Source organism: Vibrio sp. HI00D65 (assembly GCF_001635455.1).
Taxonomy (GTDB): Bacteria; Pseudomonadota; Gammaproteobacteria; order Enterobacterales; family Vibrionaceae; genus Vibrio.
The window spans coordinates 50,316-71,229 of the sequence record NZ_LWEH01000608.1; the positions used below are offsets into that span (position 1 = coordinate 50,316).

Annotated in this window: 18 protein-coding genes; 8 read left to right on the top strand and 10 right to left on the bottom strand. The window is 44.5% G+C overall.

Features of this window, described 5'->3' with window-relative positions; all coding sequences use genetic code 11:
- Positions 1 to 65: 65 nt before the first annotated feature.
- Complete coding sequence (locus A3712_RS24400) at positions 66 to 1,172, bottom strand: 1-acyl-sn-glycerol-3-phosphate acyltransferase (protein ID WP_063525297.1); 1,107 nt, start codon at positions 1,170 to 1,172, stop codon at positions 66 to 68.
- Between the two features lie 175 nt (positions 1,173 to 1,347).
- On the opposite strand from A3712_RS24400, the gene A3712_RS24405 reads away from it, so the two are divergent.
- Positions 1,348 to 1,974 (top strand): hypothetical protein, encoded by a 627-nt coding sequence (locus tag A3712_RS24405; RefSeq protein WP_063525298.1) that lies wholly within the window; start codon positions 1,348 to 1,350, stop codon positions 1,972 to 1,974.
- A gap of 132 nt (positions 1,975 to 2,106) precedes the next feature.
- Here the strand turns inward: A3712_RS24405 and A3712_RS24410 are convergent, their stop codons facing one another.
- The gene (locus A3712_RS24410) at positions 2,107 to 2,598 is read right to left on the bottom strand and encodes a hypothetical protein (RefSeq protein ID WP_063525299.1); all 492 of its coding nucleotides are present in this window, start codon (positions 2,596 to 2,598) and stop codon (positions 2,107 to 2,109) included.
- A gap of 22 nt (positions 2,599 to 2,620) precedes the next feature.
- Positions 2,621 to 3,142, bottom strand: coding sequence for a nicotinate-nicotinamide nucleotide adenylyltransferase (locus A3712_RS24415; RefSeq protein ID WP_063525300.1), 522 nt, complete (start codon positions 3,140 to 3,142; stop codon positions 2,621 to 2,623).
- A 109-nt stretch (positions 3,143 to 3,251) separates the two neighbouring features.
- Here A3712_RS24415 and nadE point away from each other — a divergent pair, with 109 nt between their 5' ends.
- Entirely contained in the window at positions 3,252 to 4,082 is an 831-nt protein-coding gene (gene nadE / locus A3712_RS24420; protein WP_063525301.1) for an ammonia-dependent NAD(+) synthetase, read from the top strand.
- Between the two features lie 85 nt (positions 4,083 to 4,167).
- Here nadE and A3712_RS24425 read toward each other — a convergent pair whose 3' ends face one another.
- Positions 4,168 to 6,024 carry a hybrid-cluster NAD(P)-dependent oxidoreductase gene (locus tag A3712_RS24425; protein WP_063525302.1) on the bottom strand — a complete coding sequence of 619 codons (1,857 nt, stop codon included), beginning with the start codon at positions 6,022 to 6,024 and terminating at the stop codon, positions 4,168 to 4,170.
- Positions 6,025 to 6,244: 220 nt separating this feature from the next.
- Between A3712_RS24425 and A3712_RS27215 the strand changes: the two genes are divergently transcribed.
- Both A3712_RS27215 and pyrC read left to right on the top strand, forming a co-directional pair.
- Positions 6,245 to 6,403: a YqaE/Pmp3 family membrane protein gene (locus A3712_RS27215; protein ID WP_082856308.1), complete on the top strand. Its 159-nt coding sequence runs from the start codon at positions 6,245 to 6,247 to the stop codon at positions 6,401 to 6,403.
- A gap of 181 nt (positions 6,404 to 6,584) precedes the next feature.
- Positions 6,585 to 7,613 (top strand): dihydroorotase, encoded by a 1,029-nt coding sequence (pyrC, locus tag A3712_RS24435; protein ID WP_063525304.1) that lies wholly within the window; start codon positions 6,585 to 6,587, stop codon positions 7,611 to 7,613.
- A gap of 132 nt (positions 7,614 to 7,745) precedes the next feature.
- On the opposite strand, the gene A3712_RS24440 is transcribed toward pyrC, so the two are convergent.
- The gene (locus tag A3712_RS24440) at positions 7,746 to 8,651 is read right to left on the bottom strand and encodes a DUF808 domain-containing protein (RefSeq protein WP_063525305.1); all 906 of its coding nucleotides are present in this window, start codon (positions 8,649 to 8,651) and stop codon (positions 7,746 to 7,748) included.
- Positions 8,652 to 8,825: 174 nt separating this feature from the next.
- On the opposite strand from A3712_RS24440, the gene A3712_RS24445 reads away from it, so the two are divergent.
- The gene (locus A3712_RS24445; RefSeq protein ID WP_063525306.1) at positions 8,826 to 9,752 is read left to right on the top strand and encodes a M14 family metallopeptidase; all 927 of its coding nucleotides are present in this window, start codon (positions 8,826 to 8,828) and stop codon (positions 9,750 to 9,752) included.
- Positions 9,753 to 9,933: 181 nt separating this feature from the next.
- On the opposite strand, the gene A3712_RS24450 is transcribed toward A3712_RS24445, so the two are convergent.
- Together A3712_RS24450 and A3712_RS24455 are read right to left on the bottom strand one after the other, a co-directional pair.
- Positions 9,934 to 11,541, bottom strand: a complete 1,608-nt coding sequence (locus A3712_RS24450) for a BCCT family transporter (RefSeq protein ID WP_063525307.1) — start codon at positions 11,539 to 11,541, stop codon at positions 9,934 to 9,936.
- A gap of 456 nt (positions 11,542 to 11,997) precedes the next feature.
- Positions 11,998 to 12,570 (bottom strand): malate synthase, encoded by a 573-nt coding sequence (locus A3712_RS24455; protein WP_063525308.1) that lies wholly within the window; start codon positions 12,568 to 12,570, stop codon positions 11,998 to 12,000.
- A 359-nt stretch (positions 12,571 to 12,929) separates the two neighbouring features.
- On the opposite strand from A3712_RS24455, the gene A3712_RS24460 reads away from it, so the two are divergent.
- Complete coding sequence (locus A3712_RS24460; RefSeq protein WP_063525309.1) at positions 12,930 to 14,357, top strand: NAD-dependent succinate-semialdehyde dehydrogenase; 1,428 nt, start codon at positions 12,930 to 12,932, stop codon at positions 14,355 to 14,357.
- Positions 14,358 to 14,541: 184 nt separating this feature from the next.
- On the opposite strand, the gene A3712_RS24465 is transcribed toward A3712_RS24460, so the two are convergent.
- Positions 14,542 to 16,725, bottom strand: a complete 2,184-nt coding sequence (locus tag A3712_RS24465) for a malate synthase G (protein WP_063525310.1) — start codon at positions 16,723 to 16,725, stop codon at positions 14,542 to 14,544.
- A gap of 118 nt (positions 16,726 to 16,843) precedes the next feature.
- Complete coding sequence (locus A3712_RS24470) at positions 16,844 to 17,797, bottom strand: LysR family transcriptional regulator (RefSeq protein WP_063525311.1); 954 nt, start codon at positions 17,795 to 17,797, stop codon at positions 16,844 to 16,846.
- A gap of 129 nt (positions 17,798 to 17,926) precedes the next feature.
- Here A3712_RS24470 and A3712_RS24475 point away from each other — a divergent pair, with 129 nt between their 5' ends.
- Together A3712_RS24475 and A3712_RS24480 are read left to right on the top strand one after the other, a co-directional pair.
- Complete coding sequence (locus A3712_RS24475) at positions 17,927 to 19,525, top strand: isocitrate lyase (protein ID WP_063525312.1); 1,599 nt, start codon at positions 17,927 to 17,929, stop codon at positions 19,523 to 19,525.
- Positions 19,526 to 19,764: 239 nt separating this feature from the next.
- Positions 19,765 to 20,361, top strand: coding sequence for a hypothetical protein (locus tag A3712_RS24480; RefSeq protein WP_063525313.1), 597 nt, complete (start codon positions 19,765 to 19,767; stop codon positions 20,359 to 20,361).
- Between the two features lie 103 nt (positions 20,362 to 20,464).
- On the opposite strand, the gene A3712_RS24485 is transcribed toward A3712_RS24480, so the two are convergent.
- Positions 20,465 to 20,857, bottom strand: coding sequence for a cystatin domain-containing protein (locus tag A3712_RS24485; protein WP_063525314.1), 393 nt, complete (start codon positions 20,855 to 20,857; stop codon positions 20,465 to 20,467).
- Between the last annotated feature and the right edge of the window lie 57 nt (positions 20,858 to 20,914).

The following is a 20,914-nucleotide window of genomic DNA, read 5'->3' on the forward strand; positions in this document are numbered from 1 at the left end:
GCAGAAAAACAAAAAAAGGAGCTCAAGGCTCCTTTTTCAAATCAATCAATTAAACGAAATATTCACTAACCAATGTTCTTCACGGGGTTCGCATAGCTGTCGATCAAGTACTTACGCGCACCTTTTGGCAACGTCGCTAACTTATCTTCGAATTCTTTCTTAACCGCAGCTGTAATTGAGTCATCTTCTTTCTCTGCCGCCAGTAGATTTACTGGAAACAGCTTATAGTGGTCATGGATCTGGCGATCAATCTCTTCAGCCAATGCTTCTGGAGTCTCAAAGTCTCGATCGATAACCTGCCCAAACCCAACGTGGATGCGGCCTTTATTGCCCACAATACCTTGGATAATGCTTTCGATATCTTCAAATTCGCCTTTTTCATAGCTGCCGTTTACATCTTTTTCAAACAGCTCGATCGCTTTCGCCGTATCACAGGGATCATTTTCATATGAGATAGCAACAGGAACAATCTTCAGTGACTTCACGTATTCAGGAAATGCCACCTTCTGCTTACGTCCTTCAACATGGAACATTTTAAGGATGGCAGGATCAGTGAAGTCATTACCGTCTTTTGCACGGCCTTCTTTCTGAGCGATCCAGATAGAGTTACCAGTATCTAAAGAGTGCTTAATATAAGAAGAGAGCTGGCCTAACGCTTTCATCATCTCACGTGGCCCTTTAAGAGAGCGCTTAACGATAAAGCTCTTATTCAAGCGCATCAGTTCTGTCGCACACGGCTTCTTCAGAAGGTTATCACCAATCGCAATGCGACAAGTTTGGTGATTTTGTTGATGCAATGCGTAGTTCACCAACGCCGGATCCATAGCAATGTCACGATGGTTTGATACAAACAAGTATGCTTGATTCACATCCAATGACTCTAAGCCTGTGTACGTCACACCATTTGTGGTGTTCGCTAGCGTGTCACGTAAGTAATTTTTCACTTCAATTTGAATGGATTCAACGCTAGTCAGCTTGCTCCACTTCATTTTTAAGTAAACACGCAGAATTGGGCTCATTAATGCTTGGAACCAAGCTGCGTGATTCGAAAAACGGTAGTGCAGAATCGCACTAATGAATTCTTCATCATTAATAAGACGGTTTAGTGCCGCTGGAATTTCATCATCGCCGTAAGGACGAATATCAACATATGGATCGGTTGGAGAGGTCATTTTTTCATTCATATAATAAAAAGCTGGTTCATTCTACGCGTTGTTTTGACTTCTCGCAGCTACAGAGCCCATACTTTTGACAAGGTCAGACCAGAAACAGTGAAAATAGCCTGTTATTGTTGGCATTCTTTGAGATTAACGGTAATCTTGACGCCCCAAAATTAAGGTACTATCTATGAACTTCGCTATTGAATATACATCGGCTTACTTTTCACACCTGGTGATCACACCACGCAAGAAAGTACTAAAACATAGCCTTGTATCGGTTCAAAGTGGCTTAGTTTTGATCAAGCTGGGTAAGCAAGAGTACGCTGTTGAACCTGGCCAAAGCGTATGGATTCCATTGGACTGCTTAACTTCGTTGACCTACTTCCCTAATACTCAAGTTAGCCGTGTCGATTTCTCTGTTCGACTGACAGATGCTTTTCCACGCCAAGCAGGTTACATCACACAAACTAACCTCTCTTTGGCGTTGCTAGAGAAACTAGAGCTGACTCACGGCCGAGCTTCAGGTGCTAACAATACCGAGCAAGCGTGCAAAGATATGCTTTCTGTACTCAAGCAAGAAGTGTTGGCATTCAAACCACTGCTTTGTGAAAGTGCGTTGTCTCAGCGATTCAATCAGTGGAACATTGATGACTCTAACCTGCCACAAGAGCACACCTTGGTGATGGTAATGCGCGAGGCGAAAAAGCGCATGCAATCAGGTCAGAAACGTGCTGCCGTAATCGATGACCTATTCTCAGGTAAAGAAGACGAGTTTGAACAACTGTGTATGCTGGTGTTTGGTGACGACCTGTAGTCGCTCAGAAAAGCTAAAACTTAAATACTAAAAAGCCGCAAAAACTGAGTTTCTGCGGCTTTTTTAATTCTCAGTACTAATTCAGGATAAATAAAGGCTAGGTTAACAATCTTATAGAACGATCGCATTTGTCTAAAACGGTAACTCGACTTGCATCATCAAATCGGCATCTCTTGAATCGTGCCAACGATAATCAAAGCGCATACGTGGTTGCCCTTCTACTTTCTCACCGAAGCCAATACTCAATTGCAAACCGTGATTCAATAGCCACTCTTCAGTCGACATATCATACTGTTCGTCTTCCAAGTCTTCAGGGAACCACATTCCCAATCCAACATAGTTAGACTCGAGGCTTTGAGTTAACATAGGCGTGTCCTTGGTTTGAAGTACCCAGTCGGACCAATAGTCAGGTATGCTATCGGCTTCTTTCTCACTCATACCAGTTATTTCTAGCATGCGCTGACCGAAAGAACCGATGCTCGTAGAAAAATCTAGACAGCTATTTTCATCATCAGAAGCCAGCATGATTGAGTCTAAGCTAAAGAAGTCACATTCAGCCTGTGCAGGTAAACTGCATGCTGCAATGATCATCGTCGCTGGTATCGCGCGCTTTAGCATAGTCATGAGACCTCTTTAATTAGCGAATCTACATTATTGTATACAGACCACTATCTTGCAACATCTTTGTAACTGACTTTGTACTCAGTTTTGATACATCACTTCCACTTATCAATGCATTACGAATATCTGTGCTGCGGATTTTCACTTTCTCTGGGCAAGCCATTACAGACCATCGCTCGGTAATCTCTTCTGACTTATAGAAAGATGAGAACTTAAAAAAGTTGTCCGGCCCAATCACAAACGTAAGTTCAGCGTCACCATGTAACTTTTGCAATTCACTAAGTACAGCATAAGTTGTCACACTGTCACCGGGCGTAAACAAGCGTTTCTCAATCAATGATAGCTCAACTTGATCCAGTGAAAGATCGCTAATAAAAGCGTTAACTAACTGACATCTCGTATCAAAGTCTAGCATCTCTTTTCCCCAAGCATGGGCAATACTTGGTACCAGAAAAATCTTGTCAAAATGAGTCAGTGAATCAATTACACTTTTATGCCCTAAGCTCGGCGGATTAAACGCACTGCCGAAAATGGCTATTTTTTCCATTGTTAATTACTGCCTTCTCTTTCTATGCTTGTGCAAAGAGGTTTTTAAATCGAATGATTTAGGTATGATAACACTAGATTTTTAATTTGCTTGCAGGAAAGGAATACGAATGGAACAGTTAATTCGTGACGAAATGCGCGTACTACCTTCAATTGACCCTCACTTCGAAGTGACTCGTCGTGTGGACTTTATCAAAACGAAACTTCAGCAGTCTGGTTGCAAGTCCCTGATCCTTGGTATCAGTGGTGGCGTAGACTCGACTACCTGTGGTCGACTAGCACAACTGGCTGTTGACAGCTTGAATGAAAGCACAGGTAGCAATGACTACCAATTCATCGCAGTTCGCCTTCCTTATGGTGAACAAAAAGATGAAGATGAAGCACAACTGGCTCTCTCTTTTATCCAGCCTTCTCAATCAGTTTCTGTAAACATTAAAGCGGGTGTTGATGGGCTTCACGCGGCGTCTCACGCTGCACTTGAAGAAACAGATCTACTACCAACAGACTCAGCGAAAATCGACTTCGTAAAAGGTAACGTAAAAGCTCGAGCTCGTATGATCGCACAATACGAAATCGCAGGTTACGTTGGTGGTCTTGTGATTGGTACTGATCACTCAGCAGAAAACATCACTGGCTTTTATACTAAACACGGTGACGGTGCCTGTGATTTAGCGCCTCTATTTGGCCTAAACAAACGTCAAGTTCGTGAACTTGCAGCAACATTAGGCGCGCCAGAGTTGCTAGTTAAGAAAGTGCCAACAGCCGATCTCGAAGAGCTTGATCCACAGAAAGCTGACGAAGCAGCACTGAACCTAACTTATGATCAAATCGATGATTTCCTTGAAGGTAAAGAAGTGCCTCAGGACGTATCAGACCGCTTGGTGAGCATCTACAAAGCAACACAACACAAGCGTCAACCAATCCCAACAATCTACGATTAATGCTTTAAGTTAGTCTCAAATTAAAAAGGCTGGAAGTTCAACTTCCGGCCTTTTCTATTTATGAAAGGAGTGACTTAATTAGCCATTAATCCACAACTTCGATATCGGTTTGAGGCACACTGCAACATGCTAAAATCTGGCCCATGTTACGTTCGTGCTCCTGCAGCGCTGGTACATCCGGTTGGTGAACTTGCCCAGACTCAAGCGTCACTTTACAAGCACCACAAAAACCCGCACGGCAGCTTGATGCAATAGATACCCCCGCCGACTCAGCTTGCTCTAATAAGGTAGACTGGTTGTTACCTTCGAATAGGTAGCCATTAACACTTAGCTGCAGCTGCTTAACTGTCTCTTCCGTTGATTGTGCGACACCAAATGTCTCTTGATGATAGTGCTGAGGATTCAAGCCCATTTGAATCAGTAGCTTCTTCGCATTATCCATGAAACCATCAGGACCACAAACAAAAGCTTGGCGTTTATGAAGCGCTTCAATTTTCGCTACATGTGACACGCTCAAACGACCAGACAAACCATCCCAATCTTTCGTTGGTTGGCTCAATGAATAGATCACACGTAAGCCTTCGTGCTCTTTGGCGATTTGGTCAATCTCAGCTTGATAAGGAATATCTTCTTCGCTGCTGCATTGATGATAGAAAACCACATTATTAATCTGACCATGGTCTGCTAAATAACGAAGCATCGACAGCATAGGCGTTATACCACTGCCTGCAGAAAGCAATAACAATGGGTGCGTTGGGTTCTCTTCTAAGTAGAAAGCACCATCAGGGTTCTGCGCAACTAAGGTATCGCCAACTTGGAAATGATCGTTCAACCAGTTGGAGATCTGGCCATCATTAACACGCTTCACTGAAATCGCTAAACGACCCGCGCGAGATGGGCTTGAAGATAGCGTATAACGACGAGACACTTTTTCACCATCGATAACCATTTCAATCGGCAGATGCTGACCTGGTTGGTAACTTGGCAAAGAGTGGTTCTCTCTCGCTGGCTCTAACCAAAATGTCGTAAAGTCTCTAGCGATCTCTTCACGCTCGACGCAAGTTAGATGCAGCGACTCTACCCATGTGTCTTCGTAATGTTCTTTTTCTTTGGTTTCGAGTACTTCAACCACATCACCTGCTCTGACTAAGCCTTCATTTTTAGCGACTAGATTTTGACCAAAGAACACGCCACCACGATCATTGGCTCTGAATTTAGAGAAGGTATTCAGTGGCTCTTTTGTCGCTCTTAACTCACCACTATTAATGTCCACAGTAGTTAGAACACAACGTTCACAAGGCTTCACCGCCTCGAACTCAACCTCACCAATTCGAATGCGCTTCCAACCATCTTCAGCAAACGCTTCAGTGTTTGAGACCACGAAGTTAGTACGGAACTGATCCATGGAATGCGTTTCAGGACTACGGCGATTCAACTCATCAAGCGAAGCTTGGCTGATGACTAACATCGGGTAACCGTCGGCAAAACTCACGTTATGGCCCAACTTTTCACGAACACGATTCGATTGTTCACCAGAGAAAAGCAGCTCAACACGTACACCCAATACATCACTGAACCAGTCATCAGCTTCATCACTCGTTGTGTAGGCCATGAAGCTGTCTTTCCACACTGTTGCTGGCGCCTCTTGCATCTTAAAGTTCGCATACTTAAGGCGCAGTGGCTCTTTATCTTCATAAGTAAAGATCAAACCATCTGGCAGCAAGCAGGAAGACACTTTGACCATTTTCGGATATTTAAGCGCCGTAACCATTGAGCCATCAGCCAATGCCAGCATGAAACGTCTGTCAAAAGTAAGGCCTTGTTTTTCTACCCAAGCAGAAGAAAGCGCAATGCCGCCCACTGATTTAACCGGAAACACATTGATTTGAGATAAGGAAGGAGCTTGCTCTGAAGCCTTTCGATCTAGAGGTGACTGCGACATAACGATTCCAATGTTTTGTAGTTTGTGCCAATGCTAACAAATGGTTACAAATAGATAAACTGCCAGCCATTGAACGCTTTATACTGAGCGAATATCTTGAGGTGTTTAACTCATTGTCTTCTGTACACATTACGGCAGCAATGCATCAACACCCTCCGGACCTTCTATACTTTGGATACTGTTGATGCATTGAACTTTCATTGAATAAAAAGGATTTATCATGAGCAAACTCGTCATTATCATCTTATGTATACTGCTTCCTCCTTTAGGTGTGTTTTTCGCACGAGGCGCAGGAAAAGACCTTTTGATCAACATCGTCCTCACTTTCTTTTTCTGGATTCCGGGAATGATACACGGGTTGTGGGTAGCGACTCGATAATCCATCTTCAAAAATAAAATACACAGAAAAACAAGCTCCTAACTTTGAAGAGCTAAAAATAGGATGAAATGAAAGTGCTTTTCCACTATCATCCTGTCGCCTAAATGTAAGCGATTGCTTTCACAGATTTCGCCGAGTTTAGGCTCCAACTACATAACATTTCAAATGGTGGGAGCCTTCAATGACACAACTTACGATCACTCGTCCTGACGACTGGCACGTTCATCTACGTGATGGCGATGTATTAAAAGATACAGTGCGCGATATCAGCCGCTACAATGGTCGAGCGTTAATCATGCCAAATACCATCCCACCGGTAACTAATACCGAAATGGCTCTAGCTTACCGTGAACGCATCATGGCAGAGCAGCCAAGCGAGCAGTTTCAGCCTCTAATGGCGCTTTACCTGACAGACAACACAACACCTGATGAAATTCGCAAAGCGAAAGAATCTGGCGCTGTTGTAGCTGCGAAGCTTTACCCAGCGGGCGCAACAACCAACTCTGACTCAGGTGTAACCTCTGCGAAGAATATCTACCACGTACTAAAAGCTATGCAAGAAGTTGGCATGCTACTTTTGGTACACGGAGAAGTAACCACGCACGATGTTGATATCTTTGACCGTGAGAAAGAGTTCCTAGATACCGTTCTTGCGCCAATCGTGAATGACTTCCCTAACCTAAAAATCGTTCTAGAGCACATCACGACTGCAGATGCTGCGAATTTCGTAAAGAACGCTAACGACAACGTTGCTGCGACAATCACAGCCCACCACCTGCTTTACAACCGCAACCACATGCTGGTTGGCGGCATTAAGCCACATTTCTACTGCCTGCCAATCCTTAAGCGCAACACTCACCAAAAAGCGCTAATTGAAGCAGCGACAAGCGGCAGCAAGAAGTTCTTCTTAGGTACAGACTCAGCACCTCACGCAAAAGGCGCAAAAGAATCAGCATGTGGCTGTGCGGGCTCTTACACGGCACACGCAGCTGTTGAACTGTACGCAGAAGTATTCGAACTAGAAGGCAAGATTGAGAACCTAGAAGCGTTCGCAAGCCACAACGGCCCAGACTTCTACGGCATCCCACGTAACACAGACACCATCACTCTAGTAAAAGAAGAGTGGAACGTTGCTGAAACCATGCCATTTGGTTCAGACATCGTTGTGCCAATTCGTGGCGGCGAGACGATCGCTTGGTCAGTAAAATAAGCACTCGGAAGGCAAATTAAATACGTTGTAGATACTTCGTAAATACTTCACTTCGACTAAAAAGGGTCACCCAGTTATGGGTGACCCTTTTTAATATGTATGAAAGGAACGCTTTTAGACGTTGTTTAAGCCCTACTTGCCGCGAACCTTCTCTATCACACTCCAAAACGCGACAACAAGTAACCCTGCCACTACACCAATCACACCATTCAACAAAGTAGGAACAACCGCAGTCGAAACCGTATGTCCGCTGAAGTCCATGATGATAGGCTCAATCAAATGATGAATGGCGGGAACGTTATGAACCACGATACCACCGCCAACCAAGAACATGGCAGCCGTGCCGACAACAGCAAGCATCTTCATTAGCTTTGGCGCAAAGGAAACAAGCCCATTACCAAGCTTTGCTTTTACTGCGCTACCGTCAGATGTACGTTGAAGATAGAAACCTAAGTCATCTAACTTAACGATCCCTGCAACCAAGCCATAGACGCCAATCGTCATCACAACAGCAATCAAGCTCACAACAATAATCTGGGTCAAGATACTTGTCCCCGTCACGGTACCCAGAGCAATCACAATGATTTCTGCGGATAAGATGAAGTCGGTGCGAATTGCGCCTTTAACCTTTCTCTTCTCATAGTCCTCAATGGACTCACCGGTTTTATCTTCATCTCCTTTGTCGTTATCTTGGTGGGCATGCGGGAAGAACTTTTCTAAGATCTTCTCGGCCCCTTCGAAACAAAGAAATAAGCCACCAATTAACAACAATGGCATGATCAACCAAGGAATAAATGCACTAATCAATAAAGCGGCAGGCACAAGAATCAACTTGTTCTTGAATGAGCCTTTTGCAACCGCCCACACCACAGGGATTTCTCGTTCAGCAGAGACACCCGAAACTTGCTGTGCGTTAAGTGCTAAATCATCGCCCAATACACCTGCGGTTTTCTTCGCCGCCACTTTAGACATCAGTGCAACATCGTCTAGCACTGTGGCTATGTCGTCTAACAGTGTGAGTAAACTTGCTCCAGCCATTTTATTGTCTCTTTTAAAGGATTGAACAACAGATAAAATGTAACACTATCAATTCACTCATCAAAGTTATGAGTCTGTAAAAAATAAAGTCACAAACTGTGTTTTCTATTGCCGTCTCAGCGAGACAGGACTAGTCTGTCTGCATCTTTCACGAACATAAAAGAAAAAGTATAGATGAAAAGTGAATACAGCTACCCAATCGGTGAACCTGGAAAAAAATGGCAAGAAGTAGAACGTCAAGCATGGTTTGCTCAAAGAACCGTTAAGCGAGAATACCAGCAAGAAGTCGTTCCTAAAATCCAAGCATTAGCAGACCGCTTTGACATCGAGCAGTACGGCGCACTGAGCTACGATGAAGCTCGTTTCCCTCTATTTGCAATCAAGAGCAAAAACTGGGATGCATCAAAACCAACCGCTCTGGTCACGGGCGGTGTTCACGGTTATGAGACAAGTGGTGTGCACGGTGCGATCAAATTCGCAGCTACTCAAGCAGAGAAATACGCAGCGCATTTCAACGTAGTAGTTGCACCTTGTGTTAGCCCTTGGGGTTACGAAGTTATCAATCGCTGGAACCCAAACGCCGTTGATCCAAACCGTTCTTTCTATGAAGGTACCCCTGCTGAAGAATCAGCAAACTTACGTGCATTAGTGACGTCTCTACCAGAGGTGCTGGTTCACGTTGATCTACACGAAACGACAGATTCTGATGAGACTGAATTCCGCCCAGCACTTGCTGCTCGTGACGGCATTGACTACATCGAAGGTATAATTCCAGATGGTTTCTACACAGTCGGCGACACTGAAAACCCTCAGCCAGAGTTCCAAGCGGCTGTCATTGCTTCAGTTGAAAAAGTAACGCACATTGCACCAGCAGATGCAGACGGCAAGATCATTGGCTCAGAGGTGACACAGCACGGTGTGATAAACTACCCAATGAAAGAGCTAGGCCTGTGTGGCAGCGTAACGAACTGTAAGTACGGCACAACGACAGAAGTTTACCCAGACAGCGACAAAGTAACAGATGAAGAGTGTAACGACGCACAAGTTGCAGCTATCGTTGGTGCTTTAGATTACGTGATTAAACACGAGCTAAAGGCGTAAGCGAATAATTTATCTCTAGAGAACTAGAATAAAGTTGAGAAAAGCCACAAGTGACAAATCATTTGTGGCTTTTTTATTTCTTGATAGCGCACATAAAAGACTCCCTCGCACTGAGTACAAGAGAGTTTCAGTAATACTTAGGGCGTCATTAGCGAGTAATTTATCTCACTAGAAAATCGCCCTATTTAGCTGTTTCGCTTACGTTTGCTTGGCTTTTATCTACTTCCGTAAATAGACCTTTCAGCAGGCTCACACAGCCAATCAGAAGAATGACAGTGAACGGCAGCGCTGCAATAATCGTGATAGATTGCAGTGCTTGGATAGATTGAGTACCACCAATCCACAACATCACCATCGCAATCACGCCTGAGATAACCGCCCACACTACTTTCTGTTTCACTGGTACTTCAAGCTTACCACCAGCCGTCATACCATCGATAACAATCGAACCTGAGTCAAGTGTCGTCACGAAGAACACAATGATCAGTGCCACTGCGATAACCGATAGAATACTACCAAACGAGTACGCATCTAACATATGGAACAAGCTTAGCGATACATCAGTGATACCCTGATCAAGACCAAGTTGACCGACATGATTAATAACCTGTTCAATCGCCACACCACCAAACACAGACATCCAAGCCGAAGTCACTAGCGTCGGAATAATCAGTACACAGAACAAGAACTCACGAACCGTACGACCTTTAGAAATACGCGCAACAAACATACCGAAGAATGGTGCATACGCTACCCACCACGCCCAGTAGAACACAGTCCAACCATGCAGCCATGTCGTGTCTTCACGACCTGAACTCTCGCTCAATGCCAAGATATTTTTCACATAGCCCGTTGCTGCTGTTGCCACAGAATCAAGCACAGTAGTGAAGTTGAGCACAGCGATAAGGCCAAGGAACACAAATGCAATAACCATGTTTAGGTTACTTAGGAACTTAACACCCCCGTCCATACCACGAAGTACAGATATGATCGCTAGGCCCATGATCAAAACAATAATAGATTGCTGGAGTAGGATATTATTTTCCAAGCCAAACACATGGCTAATACCACTTGCCGCTTGCGTACCACCTAAGCCTAACGAAGTCGCCAAACCGAACAGAGTAACCAGTACCGTTAGCACATCGATCACATCACCCGTTTTGCCCCACACTCGCTCACCCAAGATCGGGTAAAAAACGGAGCGCATAGATAGCGGAAGACCTTTGTTATAAACAAAATACGCTAGGCAAAGTGCTGTCATGCCGTAGATAGCCCAAGCATGGAAACCCCAGTGGAATACCGTTGCACCCAGCGCTAACTCACGACCTGCTTCTGTAAAAGGTTCTGCGTTCAACGGAGTACCAAACCAGTTGGTAAAGAACGCTGTTGGCTCAGCAACCCCCCAGAAAATAAGTCCGATACCCATGCCGGCTGCGAATAACATCGCAATCCAAGAGGCCATTGAATAGTCTGCCGTTGCGTCTTCACCACCTAAGCGAACTTTACCTAGCGGTGAGAATGCCAAAATAACAGCAAAAATTAACATGATGTTGGCTCCCCACATGAACAGGAAGTCAAACTTTGATAGAACCGCACCCTTGATGGAGTCAATTGCCGCTTTGGCATCTGCAGGAGGCAGAGCAAGAAGGGTGATGATGAAGAGAAGAGATAAGCCAACAGAGGCTACGAAAACTGTGTTATGGACATCCATGCCCCATTTACTGACGTTATCTTGACCAACTTGATAGTCAGTAGAATCAATACTGTACTTTTTTGATTTAAAACTCATAAATTATGATGTTCGAATATCCGAATCAACGAATATAAGGACTCGCTCCATATCCAACTATTACTTGATTGGCTCGCCAAATCACCTAAACAACGCATGGTGAAAGTCACTATCTGAGATAGTGAATGGACTTACTAGCTCAATCCCAAGCCGCACAATATAGCACAACACGAAGCATTTTTACTGATTTTTAGCTCAATAGTTACTCATAATCGCCTTAATAATGATAATTAACCCAATAAAATAAAGCTCAAAGAAACAATAAAAAACCATAAATTACAATAAGTTAAATCAGAACACTGCATCATAAAATCTTTTTTAAAATTTCGTCAGATAATTTTAATAAACACGATATTTACTTATAGCTCTAATAAAAAAGCCCCGCTATAGGGGCGGGGAAATTACCAAAGGTAAAAGAGAAATGGATGTTAGCGCTTCGCACTGCAGCGCTTGATATTAGAGTGCGAAACAAAAACCAAGGTTGTAGTCATCGCCATTTTTCGCAGTGAACTCTTTTTCTTCACTTGATGCATTTGGCCGACCACTTTCATCGCCCTTCACCAAGCTAACCCAGTGTCGGATTCCAGAAGAAATACTTGCGTCTTTTTGACCAAACGTGGTGCATGTCTCTAGTTGGATGTCTTCGATGTCTACAAACTCAAGATTACCTGTGCCTTTTCGAGCACCAATCGTCACTTCCAGATGTGTACCACTTTCATCGCGAAACAGGATTGATGAGGGCTTAGATTTATCACCGGTGTATGCCACAAAATGCTTCGCACGTTTCAGGCCTGTGTGTTCGCCATTTTTGAAGTAAACCTGAACATGTCGGTAGTCAATCTCATAGCTCACAACATTTTCATGAGAGCCCGACTCAAGAGGAAATAGAGTATCTAGCAACTGTTTCGACATCTTCTGCTTTTCGAGCTGCTTGTCTGCTTTCACCATTTCGACGGCAAAGACAGCTTCAGCAATAAAAGTTGAATGGTTTCTGTGAAGTTCTGTTTTGTCTAGTGTCAGCATATTCATAGTCTACCCCTCGTACGGCTTTAAATTTCACGTGTGTCAAACATCCTAATTGACCCTTTTCAGATTTGTTCTTTACTGCTTTGTTTCCATGCTTTTCATACTACTGTTATTTTTGAAACAATTTCACAACAAAAATTACACACTGTGAATTTTACTAAATTGCTTTTTTACACAGCCTTACTTTTGGGGGTAATATGGATAACAAGCATATAATTTTTATAGACTTATGGGGCGTAATATTCTCATTTCAGGTCTTGTTTGACTCGTGTACTAACTTCCTCGTGAAAATAGTGAGTAACAATTTAGTGATCCATTGGCGGAAAGAGTACATTTTAGTTGCTCATCAATAAGGAACCACAATGCTCAAAATCAACAATAAGCAATTACTCTCTTTTATGGTGACAGAAGCAGATAGTGCGGTTGCGGTCACCAATCCAGCAACCGGTGAGCTCATTGGCTATGCGCCAATCTCTACCGAGGTGGAGCTAGATAACGCTATCAAGCGTGCAAATATCGCACAGAAAGAGTGGGCAAAAGTTCCAGCCAAAACTCGCGCTGCGCTGCTTAATAATTGGTATAAGTTGATCCTTGAAAACAAAGATGCTCTTGCTCGCTTGATGACCATGGAACAAGGCAAACCGTTGGCTGAAGCCACTGGCGAAGTGGTTTACGGAGCAAGCTTCATTGAATGGTTCGCCGAAGAAGCTAAACGCACCTACGGCGATTCGATCCCTAGTACTGCGGCAGATAAGCGTTTAGTTACTATCAAACAACCAATTGGGGTGGCCTGTGCCATCACGCCATGGAACTTTCCCGTTGCGATGATCACCCGTAAAGCAGCGCCTGCATTAGCGGCTGGCTGTAGCTTCATTGTGAAACCTTCTGACGAGACACCACTTTCAGCATTTGCGGTCGTTAAACTGGCTTACCAAGCTGGAATCCCTGAAGACCTTATTCAAGTGGTTTTAGGTAATAGTCCTGAACAAATCGGTGAACTGTTTACCTCACACCCATTAATCAAAAAGATCTCATTTACGGGCTCTACCCGTGTTGGCAGCATCTTAATGGCGCAAGCCGCCAAAGGCATCAAACGCACTTCAATGGAGCTTGGCGGCAACGCACCCTTTATTGTGTTTGACGACGCAGACATCGACGCTGCCGTGCAAGGTGCAATGGCATCTAAATTCCGCAATGCAGGGCAAACTTGTGTTTGTGCTAACCGCTTCTATATCCACAGTAAAGTACACGACGAATTTGTGGCTAAGTTCGACCAAGCAGTACAACAGCTTAAGGTCGGAAATGGCTTTGATGAAGGCGTCAACATTGGCCCAGTCATCAGTGAAAGAGCGAAGCAAAATATCCAAGGTTTAATTGACCGAGCTATTGAGCAAGGTGCACAGCCAGTGACACCAATCCAATTACTCGATGGCCAGTTTATTCATCCCGTCATTCTTAAAGACGTGAAACATGACATGGACATCGTTCAACAAGAGATCTTTGGTCCTGTCGCTCCAGTTATGAAGTTCGACAGCGATGAAGAACTCATCGAGATGGCGAACGATACGATTTATGGTTTAGCGTCTTACTTCTACAGCCAGAATATTCACCGTGTGTGGAAGGTATCAGAAGCGCTTGAATACGGTATGGTTGGCATCAATGACGGCTTGATCTCTACTGAAGTAGCGCCGTTTGGTGGGGTGAAACAGTCGGGCATTGGTCGTGAAGGGGCAAAAGAAGGCATCGATGAGTACATGGATATTAAGTATCTATGTTTTGGTGGAAATTAAGGCTTCGGTGGAAACTAAGGTCTCGGCAAAAACTAGGTTTTAGCGGTAACTAAGCTTTTCTCCTCAAACCCTCTGAAACGAAAGCAAAAAAAAGCCGCGCTATATTGCGCGGCACCTTGGGCTCGGTTAAGGGGGGTACTTTTATCGTTGTTATTCTTTTCTTTCTTATTATCCGGTTATTTTGCTATTTAAGTGATTTCAGTTTCAAGCGCATAGCGTGGAGTACTGGCTCGGTATAACCGTTTGGCTGAGCACAGCCTTCAAACACCAACTGACACGCTGCAGAAAACGCAATGCTGTTTTCAAAGTTTGGCGCCATATTCTGGTAGCTTGGATCCCCAACGTTTTGCTCATCAACAACAGCAGCCATGCGCTTCATCGTTTCCATCACTTGGGCTTCATCGCAAATGCCATGACGTAACCAGTTTGCAATGTGCTGGCTCGAAATACGCAGCGTGGCACGGTCTTCCATGAGTCCTACGTTATTAATATCAGGAACTTTCGAACAACCTACACCTTGGTCAATCCAACGCACTACGTAACCTAGAATGCCTTGCGTGTTGTTATCCAATTCATTTTGAATATCTTGTGCAGTTAGCTTTTGATTACCCAGTAGAGGAATAGTAAGGATATCGTCAACGTTTGCTCTCACACGCTCGCGCAGCTCTTTTTGGCGACTCGGAACACTCACCTTGTGGTAGTGCAATGCGTGCAAAGTAGCAGCGGTTGGCGAAGGAACCCAAGCGGTATTAGCACCCGCTCGTGGGTGACCAATTTTGGCATCCATCATCTTGGCCATGTTATCAGGTTCTGGCCACATACCTTTACCAATTTGGGCTTTACCTTGCAGGCCACAAGCTAAGCCCAGATCAACGTTTTGATCTTCGTAAGCGCCAATCCATGTCATGGTTTTCAGTTGCGTTTTAGGAGCAAATGGACCCGCTTCCATACTCGTATGAATCTCATCCCCCGTTCGGTCTAAGAAACCTGTGTTGATAAACACAACACGATCTTTAGCGGCGCGGATACACTCTTTCAAGTTCACAGAGGTACGGCGCTCTTCATCCATAATGCCAACTTTGATAGTAAAGCGTTCTAAACCTAATGCGTCTTCAATGCGACCAAACAGCTCATTGGTAAATGCCACTTCTTCAGGGCCATGCATCTTAGGTTTTACGATATTGATGCTATTAGCGGTCGAGTTTTGGTAAGCACTGTTACCTTTCAAGTCGTGCATAGCGATCAGTGAAGTAATCATGCCATCCATGATGCCTTCAGGTACTTCATTCCCTTCATCATCAATGATCGCTGGGTTCGTCATTAAATGACCAACATTACGAACAAACAACATGCTTCGACCTTTAAGCGAGATCTCACCACCCGTTACGCTGGTGTATTGGCGATCTGGATTAAGGCTACGAACAATAGTTTTGCCATTTTTTTCTAGCGACTCTTGTAGGTCTCCTTTCATCAAGCCTAACCAGTTACGGTAAGCCAGTGCTTTATCTGCACCATCGACAGCGGCTACTGAGTCTTCAAAATCCATAATGGTCGTTAGTGCAGCTTCCACAAGCACATCTTTAATACCGGCTGCATCAATGCTGCCGATTGGCGCACTAGGATCGATTTGAATTTCGATATGAAGGTTATTGTGTTTAAGCAGGATACAAGACGGCGCACTAGCGTCACCTTGATACCCAATAAATTGATTGCAGTCGATTAGCGTGACTTCTTCGCCGTTATCTAGAGTCGCCGTAAGCGTATTACCAATACTCACGTTACTGATGCTGTATTTGGTCACGTCTTTATGAGAAACACCATTGAGCGGTGCGGCATCATCAAGGAAGCCGCGAGCATAGCTCACCACTTTGGCACCACGTACCGGGTTAAAGCTACCGCCTTTCTCGGCGCCATCACTCTCGCTGATCACGTCTGTGCCGTAGAGCGCATCATATAGACTGCCCCAGCGCGCGTTTGCTGCGTTAAGTGCAAATCGCGCGTTCATGATAGGCACTACAAGCTGCGGCCCAGCTTGCGTTGCGATTTCAGGCTCAACATTGGCAGTAGTTACTTGGAAGTCATCAGCCTCAGGTACTAGGTAGCCGATCTGCTGTAGGAACTGTTTATATTCTGCAGCATCCAGTTTTTGACCAGCACGCTCTTGGTGCCATACATCGATTTGATGTTGGAGATCTTCACGCTTGATAAGCAATGCACGATTCTTTGGTGCCAGATCTTTGAGGATGGCTGCAAATGACTGCCAGAAGTCTTCTGCAAGAATACCCGTGCCAGGGATGATCTGTTCATTAACTAGTTGGTAGAGGGTGCTATCTATGTTCAAGCTTCCCTGTTGAATACGACTGCTCATAAAATCTCTCTCAAGTTAATCACTGACTACTCACTTAAATTTACGTAACTGACAAAAATTTAGCTAATTTATGCCAGTTATAATGGACATTCACAAAAGAAATACCCTAAAAATAGGGTTATTCTGTCACACCACTTTCGATTTCATTGGCGACACTTTTGATCAAGCGACGCATCCACTGGTGGTCTGGATTGGTTTGTAACAACGGGCTCCACGCCATCTTCACCTCAAAAGGTTCAATGGCAAAAGGGGCAGGTTTGATCAATAACTTAGGGTTGTTGCGTTGCAGCTGTGCTGCTTTGGTTGGGATGGTAAGGATCAGGTTTTTCTGTTGCGCGAATAAAATCGCTGACAGGTAGTGTCGAGTAAACACAGTAATGTTTCGGGTTTTACCAATACGCATTAGCGCTTCATCGATCCACCCTAATTTCTGCGCTTCACTTGGGTTAATCCCGACCCCCGTCCCCATACCGGTTTTGCTCACCCAAATATGTTGCGCTTTCAAATAAGAAAGAATATCGAAATTGTCAGCTATCGGGTTGTCGCAGCTAAATAAGCAAGAGAAGCCGTCGTGCCAAAGGCTCATTTGGTGAAAAGACTGAGGAATATCATCGAAACGGTTAATAATGATATCAACGGTACCCTGTTCTACATCCTGATAGCTCACGTCACTTGGCGTCATAATATCGAGGCGTATTTTCGGCGCTATCTCACTCAACTTTCTTAATAGCGGCTGAATAATGGTGGATTCAGCATAGTCACTCGCCATGATACGAAATACGCGTTCACTATCTTCTGCGTTAAATTCCGTCGTTGGTTGCAAGGTCTTTTCTACATTCGCCAAGATGTTGCGAATCAAAGGTTGCAACTTTTGCGCGCGCTCGGTTGGCACCATTCCTTCACTTGTTCTTACCAGCAACGGGTCCTCAAGTAGATCGCGTAATCGGCGCAGTCCATTACTCATTGCAGGCTGAGTAATCCCCAACTGATTCGCTGCTCGTGTAACGTTTCTTTCACGTAGCAACATGTCTAAATACACAAGTAAATTAAGGTCTATACGAGCAATATTCATATAAAAAATACCGAATATAATAACTATAAATTAACAAAATTATCACATGCATGATTATTCTTTGTCCATGGCAAAGTTTTAATCCAAGCCAAGTTGGCAACCATACCCACGTGAAACTAAGGAATAGTTATGTCGCAAATTACACAAGATATCGAAATGATAGAAGTTGCAAAAAGCGCTGCAGGTGCTTCATGGGATGCAATCGATGCTGAATCTGCTGCTCGTATGCGAGCTCAAAACAAATTCAAAACAGGTCTAGATATCGCACAATACACGGCAGATATCATGCGTGCGGATATGGAGGCTTACGATAAAGACAGCTCTCAATACACTCAATCTCTAGGTTGCTGGCACGGTTTTATCGGCCAACAAAAGCTGATTTCTATTAAGAAGCACTTTGATGGTAAAACAGATCGCCGCTACCTTTACCTTTCTGGTTGGATGGTTGCAGCACTTCGTTCAGAGTTCGGTCCACTACCAGACCAATCAATGCACGAGAAAACATCAGTTGCAGCGCTAGTTGAAGAGCTATACACCTTCCTTCGCCAAGCAGATGCACGTGAACTAGGTGGTCTATTCCGTGAACTAGACGCAGCTCGTGAAGCGGGTGATGTTGACCTACAAGATCGCATCCAAGACCAAATTGACAACCACGTAACACACGTTGTACCAATCATTGCGGATATCGATGCTGGTTTCGGTAACGCAGAAGCGACTTACCTAATGGCTAAGCAGATGATTGAAGCTGGTGCTTGTTGCCTACAAATCGAGAACCAAGTTGCCGATGAGAAGCAATGTGGTCACCAAGACGGCAAAGTAACCGTACCTCACGCTGATTTCCACGCGAAACTACGTGCACTTCGTTACGCTTTCTTAGAGCTAGGTATCGACAACGGCATCATCGTTGCGCGTACTGACTCACAAGGTGCTGGTCTAACAAAAGAAATCGCAGTAGTGAAAGAGCCTGGCGACCAAGGTGACATCTACAACTCTTACCTAGATGTTGAAGAGATCGATGTAGCTGACATGAAACAAGGCGACGTTTGCTTCAACCGTGAAGGCAAGCTGGTACGTCCTAAGCGTCTACCATCTGGCTTGTACCAATTCCGTCAAGGTACTGGTGAAGACCGCTGTGTATTTGACTGTATTGAAGCAATCAACGCGGGTGCTGACCTGCTTTGGATTGAAACAGAGAAGCCTCATATCGGTCAGATCAAAGAGATGATGGATGGCGTTCGTGAAGTACACCCTAATGCGAAGCTGGTATACAACAACTCTCCATCGTTCAACTGGACGCTAAACTTCCGTCAACAAGCATACGATGCGATGGTTGAAGCTGGTGAAGACGTTTCTGCATACGACCGTGCTAACCTAATGAGCGCTGAGTACGATGAATCTGAACTATCTCAGCGTGCTGACGACAAGATCCGTACGTTCCAAGCAGATGCTTCTCGTGAAGCGGGTATCTTTCACCACTTGATTACTCTGCCTACGTACCACACTGCAGCGCTGTCTACTGACAACCTTGCTAAAGAGTACTTCGGTGACCAAGGCATGTTGGGCTACGTTGCTAACGTTCAACGTAAAGAGATCCGCCAAGGTATCGCATGTGTTAAACACCAAAACATGTCTGGTTCAGATATGGGTGATGACCACAAAGAGTACTTTGCAGGTGAAAACGCATTAAAAGCAGCGGGTGAACTAAATACATCGAACCAATTTGATTAATCGCTAGCACTTTTTGATTAGTCACTAAAGCTAAAACCTCCCCCGTCCTTCTCTCTTACTTCGGTAAGAGAGAAGGACGGGGGAAGGCTTTGAGATAAAGCTTGTACTGCCGGCTTTATCTCAAAGTCTCAGATTTGTGCCCTAACCCACGGCCAAGTGAGAAACTTCGGTTTAAGCTAACTGTATTCATGTTTTATGAGATTCCTGTTTGTTGAAATTTCTTTTGATTGAGAGCGCCTATGACTTCAATACCTAAACACCTACAAGATGCAAAAACACTGCTATCAGAAAATGGTTTCGCAACAGGTGATACTTGGTATCACGGAACCTCTTCAGCGCTAATCGCTTCCATTAAAGGCCAAGGACTAAAACGCTCGGGCGACAAAGCACTCAACCAAGCCGCCGTAAAAACCATGGCCACGATCGGCAATAACTACACAGAATCGGTTGAGCCAGTCTTCTTAACCCAAAGTAAAGAGCTTGCATACTACTGGGCACAACAAACGGTGAGAGAGCGCAGCGTTCGTTTCGAAGGGGAGGAACAGCCTGTTGTCTTAGAGGTGAATTTATCTGAAAAGCAACACGCTAAAGTAAGACCAGACGTTGGCGCAATGAGTTTGCTAATGATGAGTGTAGGCGAGAAGTTCATGGCTCACCTCGCTAAGGTTTACCAAGAGAACGACATTACAGGCCCAGATATCGATCTTCGTACTGCAGACCGCATGGATTACCTGAACAAACTGGGTATGGCGTACATCGATGAAGACATCAGCCGAGCTTGTATTTTGGAGTTATCCGAAAGCGAACTATCAAAACCTGAATTATCCGAGGCGTAATAAACCATTACGAACTTACGATAAAGCACTTACCAAAATAAAAATGGCTCCTAATTTTGGAGCCATTTTTGTGTTAGACGCTATGTTTGATATCTAACTGAGGCTATTGGCACAAACGGCCTTGCTGCGCGGCCTGAACCATTTCGGTATCGCCTTGTAGAGAGCGGTATACGATCGTATTCCACACTTCACCATTATCCATTTCAAACTCAATCGCGTAATTCAAACCAGCCACAACTTGAGTTCGAACGCTCAAAATCTGTTTAAGCTTTGCAGACGTGTTCATCTGGCTAAGCACGGCGTCTAACGCTTGCTCAGCTTGTGGTGTAACTTCACTTTTCGACCAACCACCTGTTAAGTTTTTAGTACTACAGATCGGATTCGTTTTCTCTTGTGATTGAGTCATCACTTCACCACTCTGACTGCATCCAGCCACAGCAACCACGCCAGCTAAAGTCGCTACCCCAAGTAGTGATGTTAATCGTGTTTTCTTCATAAATCCTCACTAAATAAATCATTCAGTTTTAACAAGTGACCACACCGTTATCGGGGT

What these genes read in the sequence shown, in the direction of transcription:
- A3712_RS24415 (WP_063525300.1), bottom strand. Translation starts at nt 3,142, where the DNA reads ATGGAAAAAATAGCCATTTTCGGCAGTGCGTTTAATCCGCCGAGCTTA.
- A3712_RS24440 (WP_063525305.1), bottom strand. Translation starts at nt 8,651, where the DNA reads ATGGCTGGAGCAAGTTTACTCACACTGTTAGACGACATAGCCACAGTG.
- nadE (WP_063525301.1), top strand. Translation starts at nt 3,252, where the DNA reads ATGGAACAGTTAATTCGTGACGAAATGCGCGTACTACCTTCAATTGAC.
- A3712_RS24455 (WP_063525308.1), bottom strand. Translation starts at nt 12,570, where the DNA reads ATGAATATGCTGACACTAGACAAAACAGAACTTCACAGAAACCATTCA.
- A3712_RS24460 (WP_063525309.1), top strand. Translation starts at nt 12,930, where the DNA reads ATGCTCAAAATCAACAATAAGCAATTACTCTCTTTTATGGTGACAGAA.
- A3712_RS24470 (WP_063525311.1), bottom strand. Translation starts at nt 17,797, where the DNA reads ATGAATATTGCTCGTATAGACCTTAATTTACTTGTGTATTTAGACATG.
- A3712_RS24400 (WP_063525297.1), bottom strand. Translation starts at nt 1,172, where the DNA reads ATGACCTCTCCAACCGATCCATATGTTGATATTCGTCCTTACGGCGAT.
- A3712_RS24405 (WP_063525298.1), top strand. Translation starts at nt 1,348, where the DNA reads ATGAACTTCGCTATTGAATATACATCGGCTTACTTTTCACACCTGGTG.
- A3712_RS24485 (WP_063525314.1), bottom strand. Translation starts at nt 20,857, where the DNA reads ATGAAGAAAACACGATTAACATCACTACTTGGGGTAGCGACTTTAGCT.
- A3712_RS24450 (WP_063525307.1), bottom strand. Translation starts at nt 11,541, where the DNA reads ATGAGTTTTAAATCAAAAAAGTACAGTATTGATTCTACTGACTATCAA.
- A3712_RS24465 (WP_063525310.1), bottom strand. Translation starts at nt 16,725, where the DNA reads ATGAGCAGTCGTATTCAACAGGGAAGCTTGAACATAGATAGCACCCTC.
- A3712_RS27215 (WP_082856308.1), top strand. Translation starts at nt 6,245, where the DNA reads ATGAGCAAACTCGTCATTATCATCTTATGTATACTGCTTCCTCCTTTA.
- A3712_RS24410 (WP_063525299.1), bottom strand. Translation starts at nt 2,598, where the DNA reads ATGACTATGCTAAAGCGCGCGATACCAGCGACGATGATCATTGCAGCA.
- A3712_RS24445 (WP_063525306.1), top strand. Translation starts at nt 8,826, where the DNA reads ATGAAAAGTGAATACAGCTACCCAATCGGTGAACCTGGAAAAAAATGG.
- A3712_RS24475 (WP_063525312.1), top strand. Translation starts at nt 17,927, where the DNA reads ATGTCGCAAATTACACAAGATATCGAAATGATAGAAGTTGCAAAAAGC.
- pyrC (WP_063525304.1), top strand. Translation starts at nt 6,585, where the DNA reads ATGACACAACTTACGATCACTCGTCCTGACGACTGGCACGTTCATCTA.
- A3712_RS24425 (WP_063525302.1), bottom strand. Translation starts at nt 6,024, where the DNA reads ATGTCGCAGTCACCTCTAGATCGAAAGGCTTCAGAGCAAGCTCCTTCC.
- A3712_RS24480 (WP_063525313.1), top strand. Translation starts at nt 19,765, where the DNA reads ATGACTTCAATACCTAAACACCTACAAGATGCAAAAACACTGCTATCA.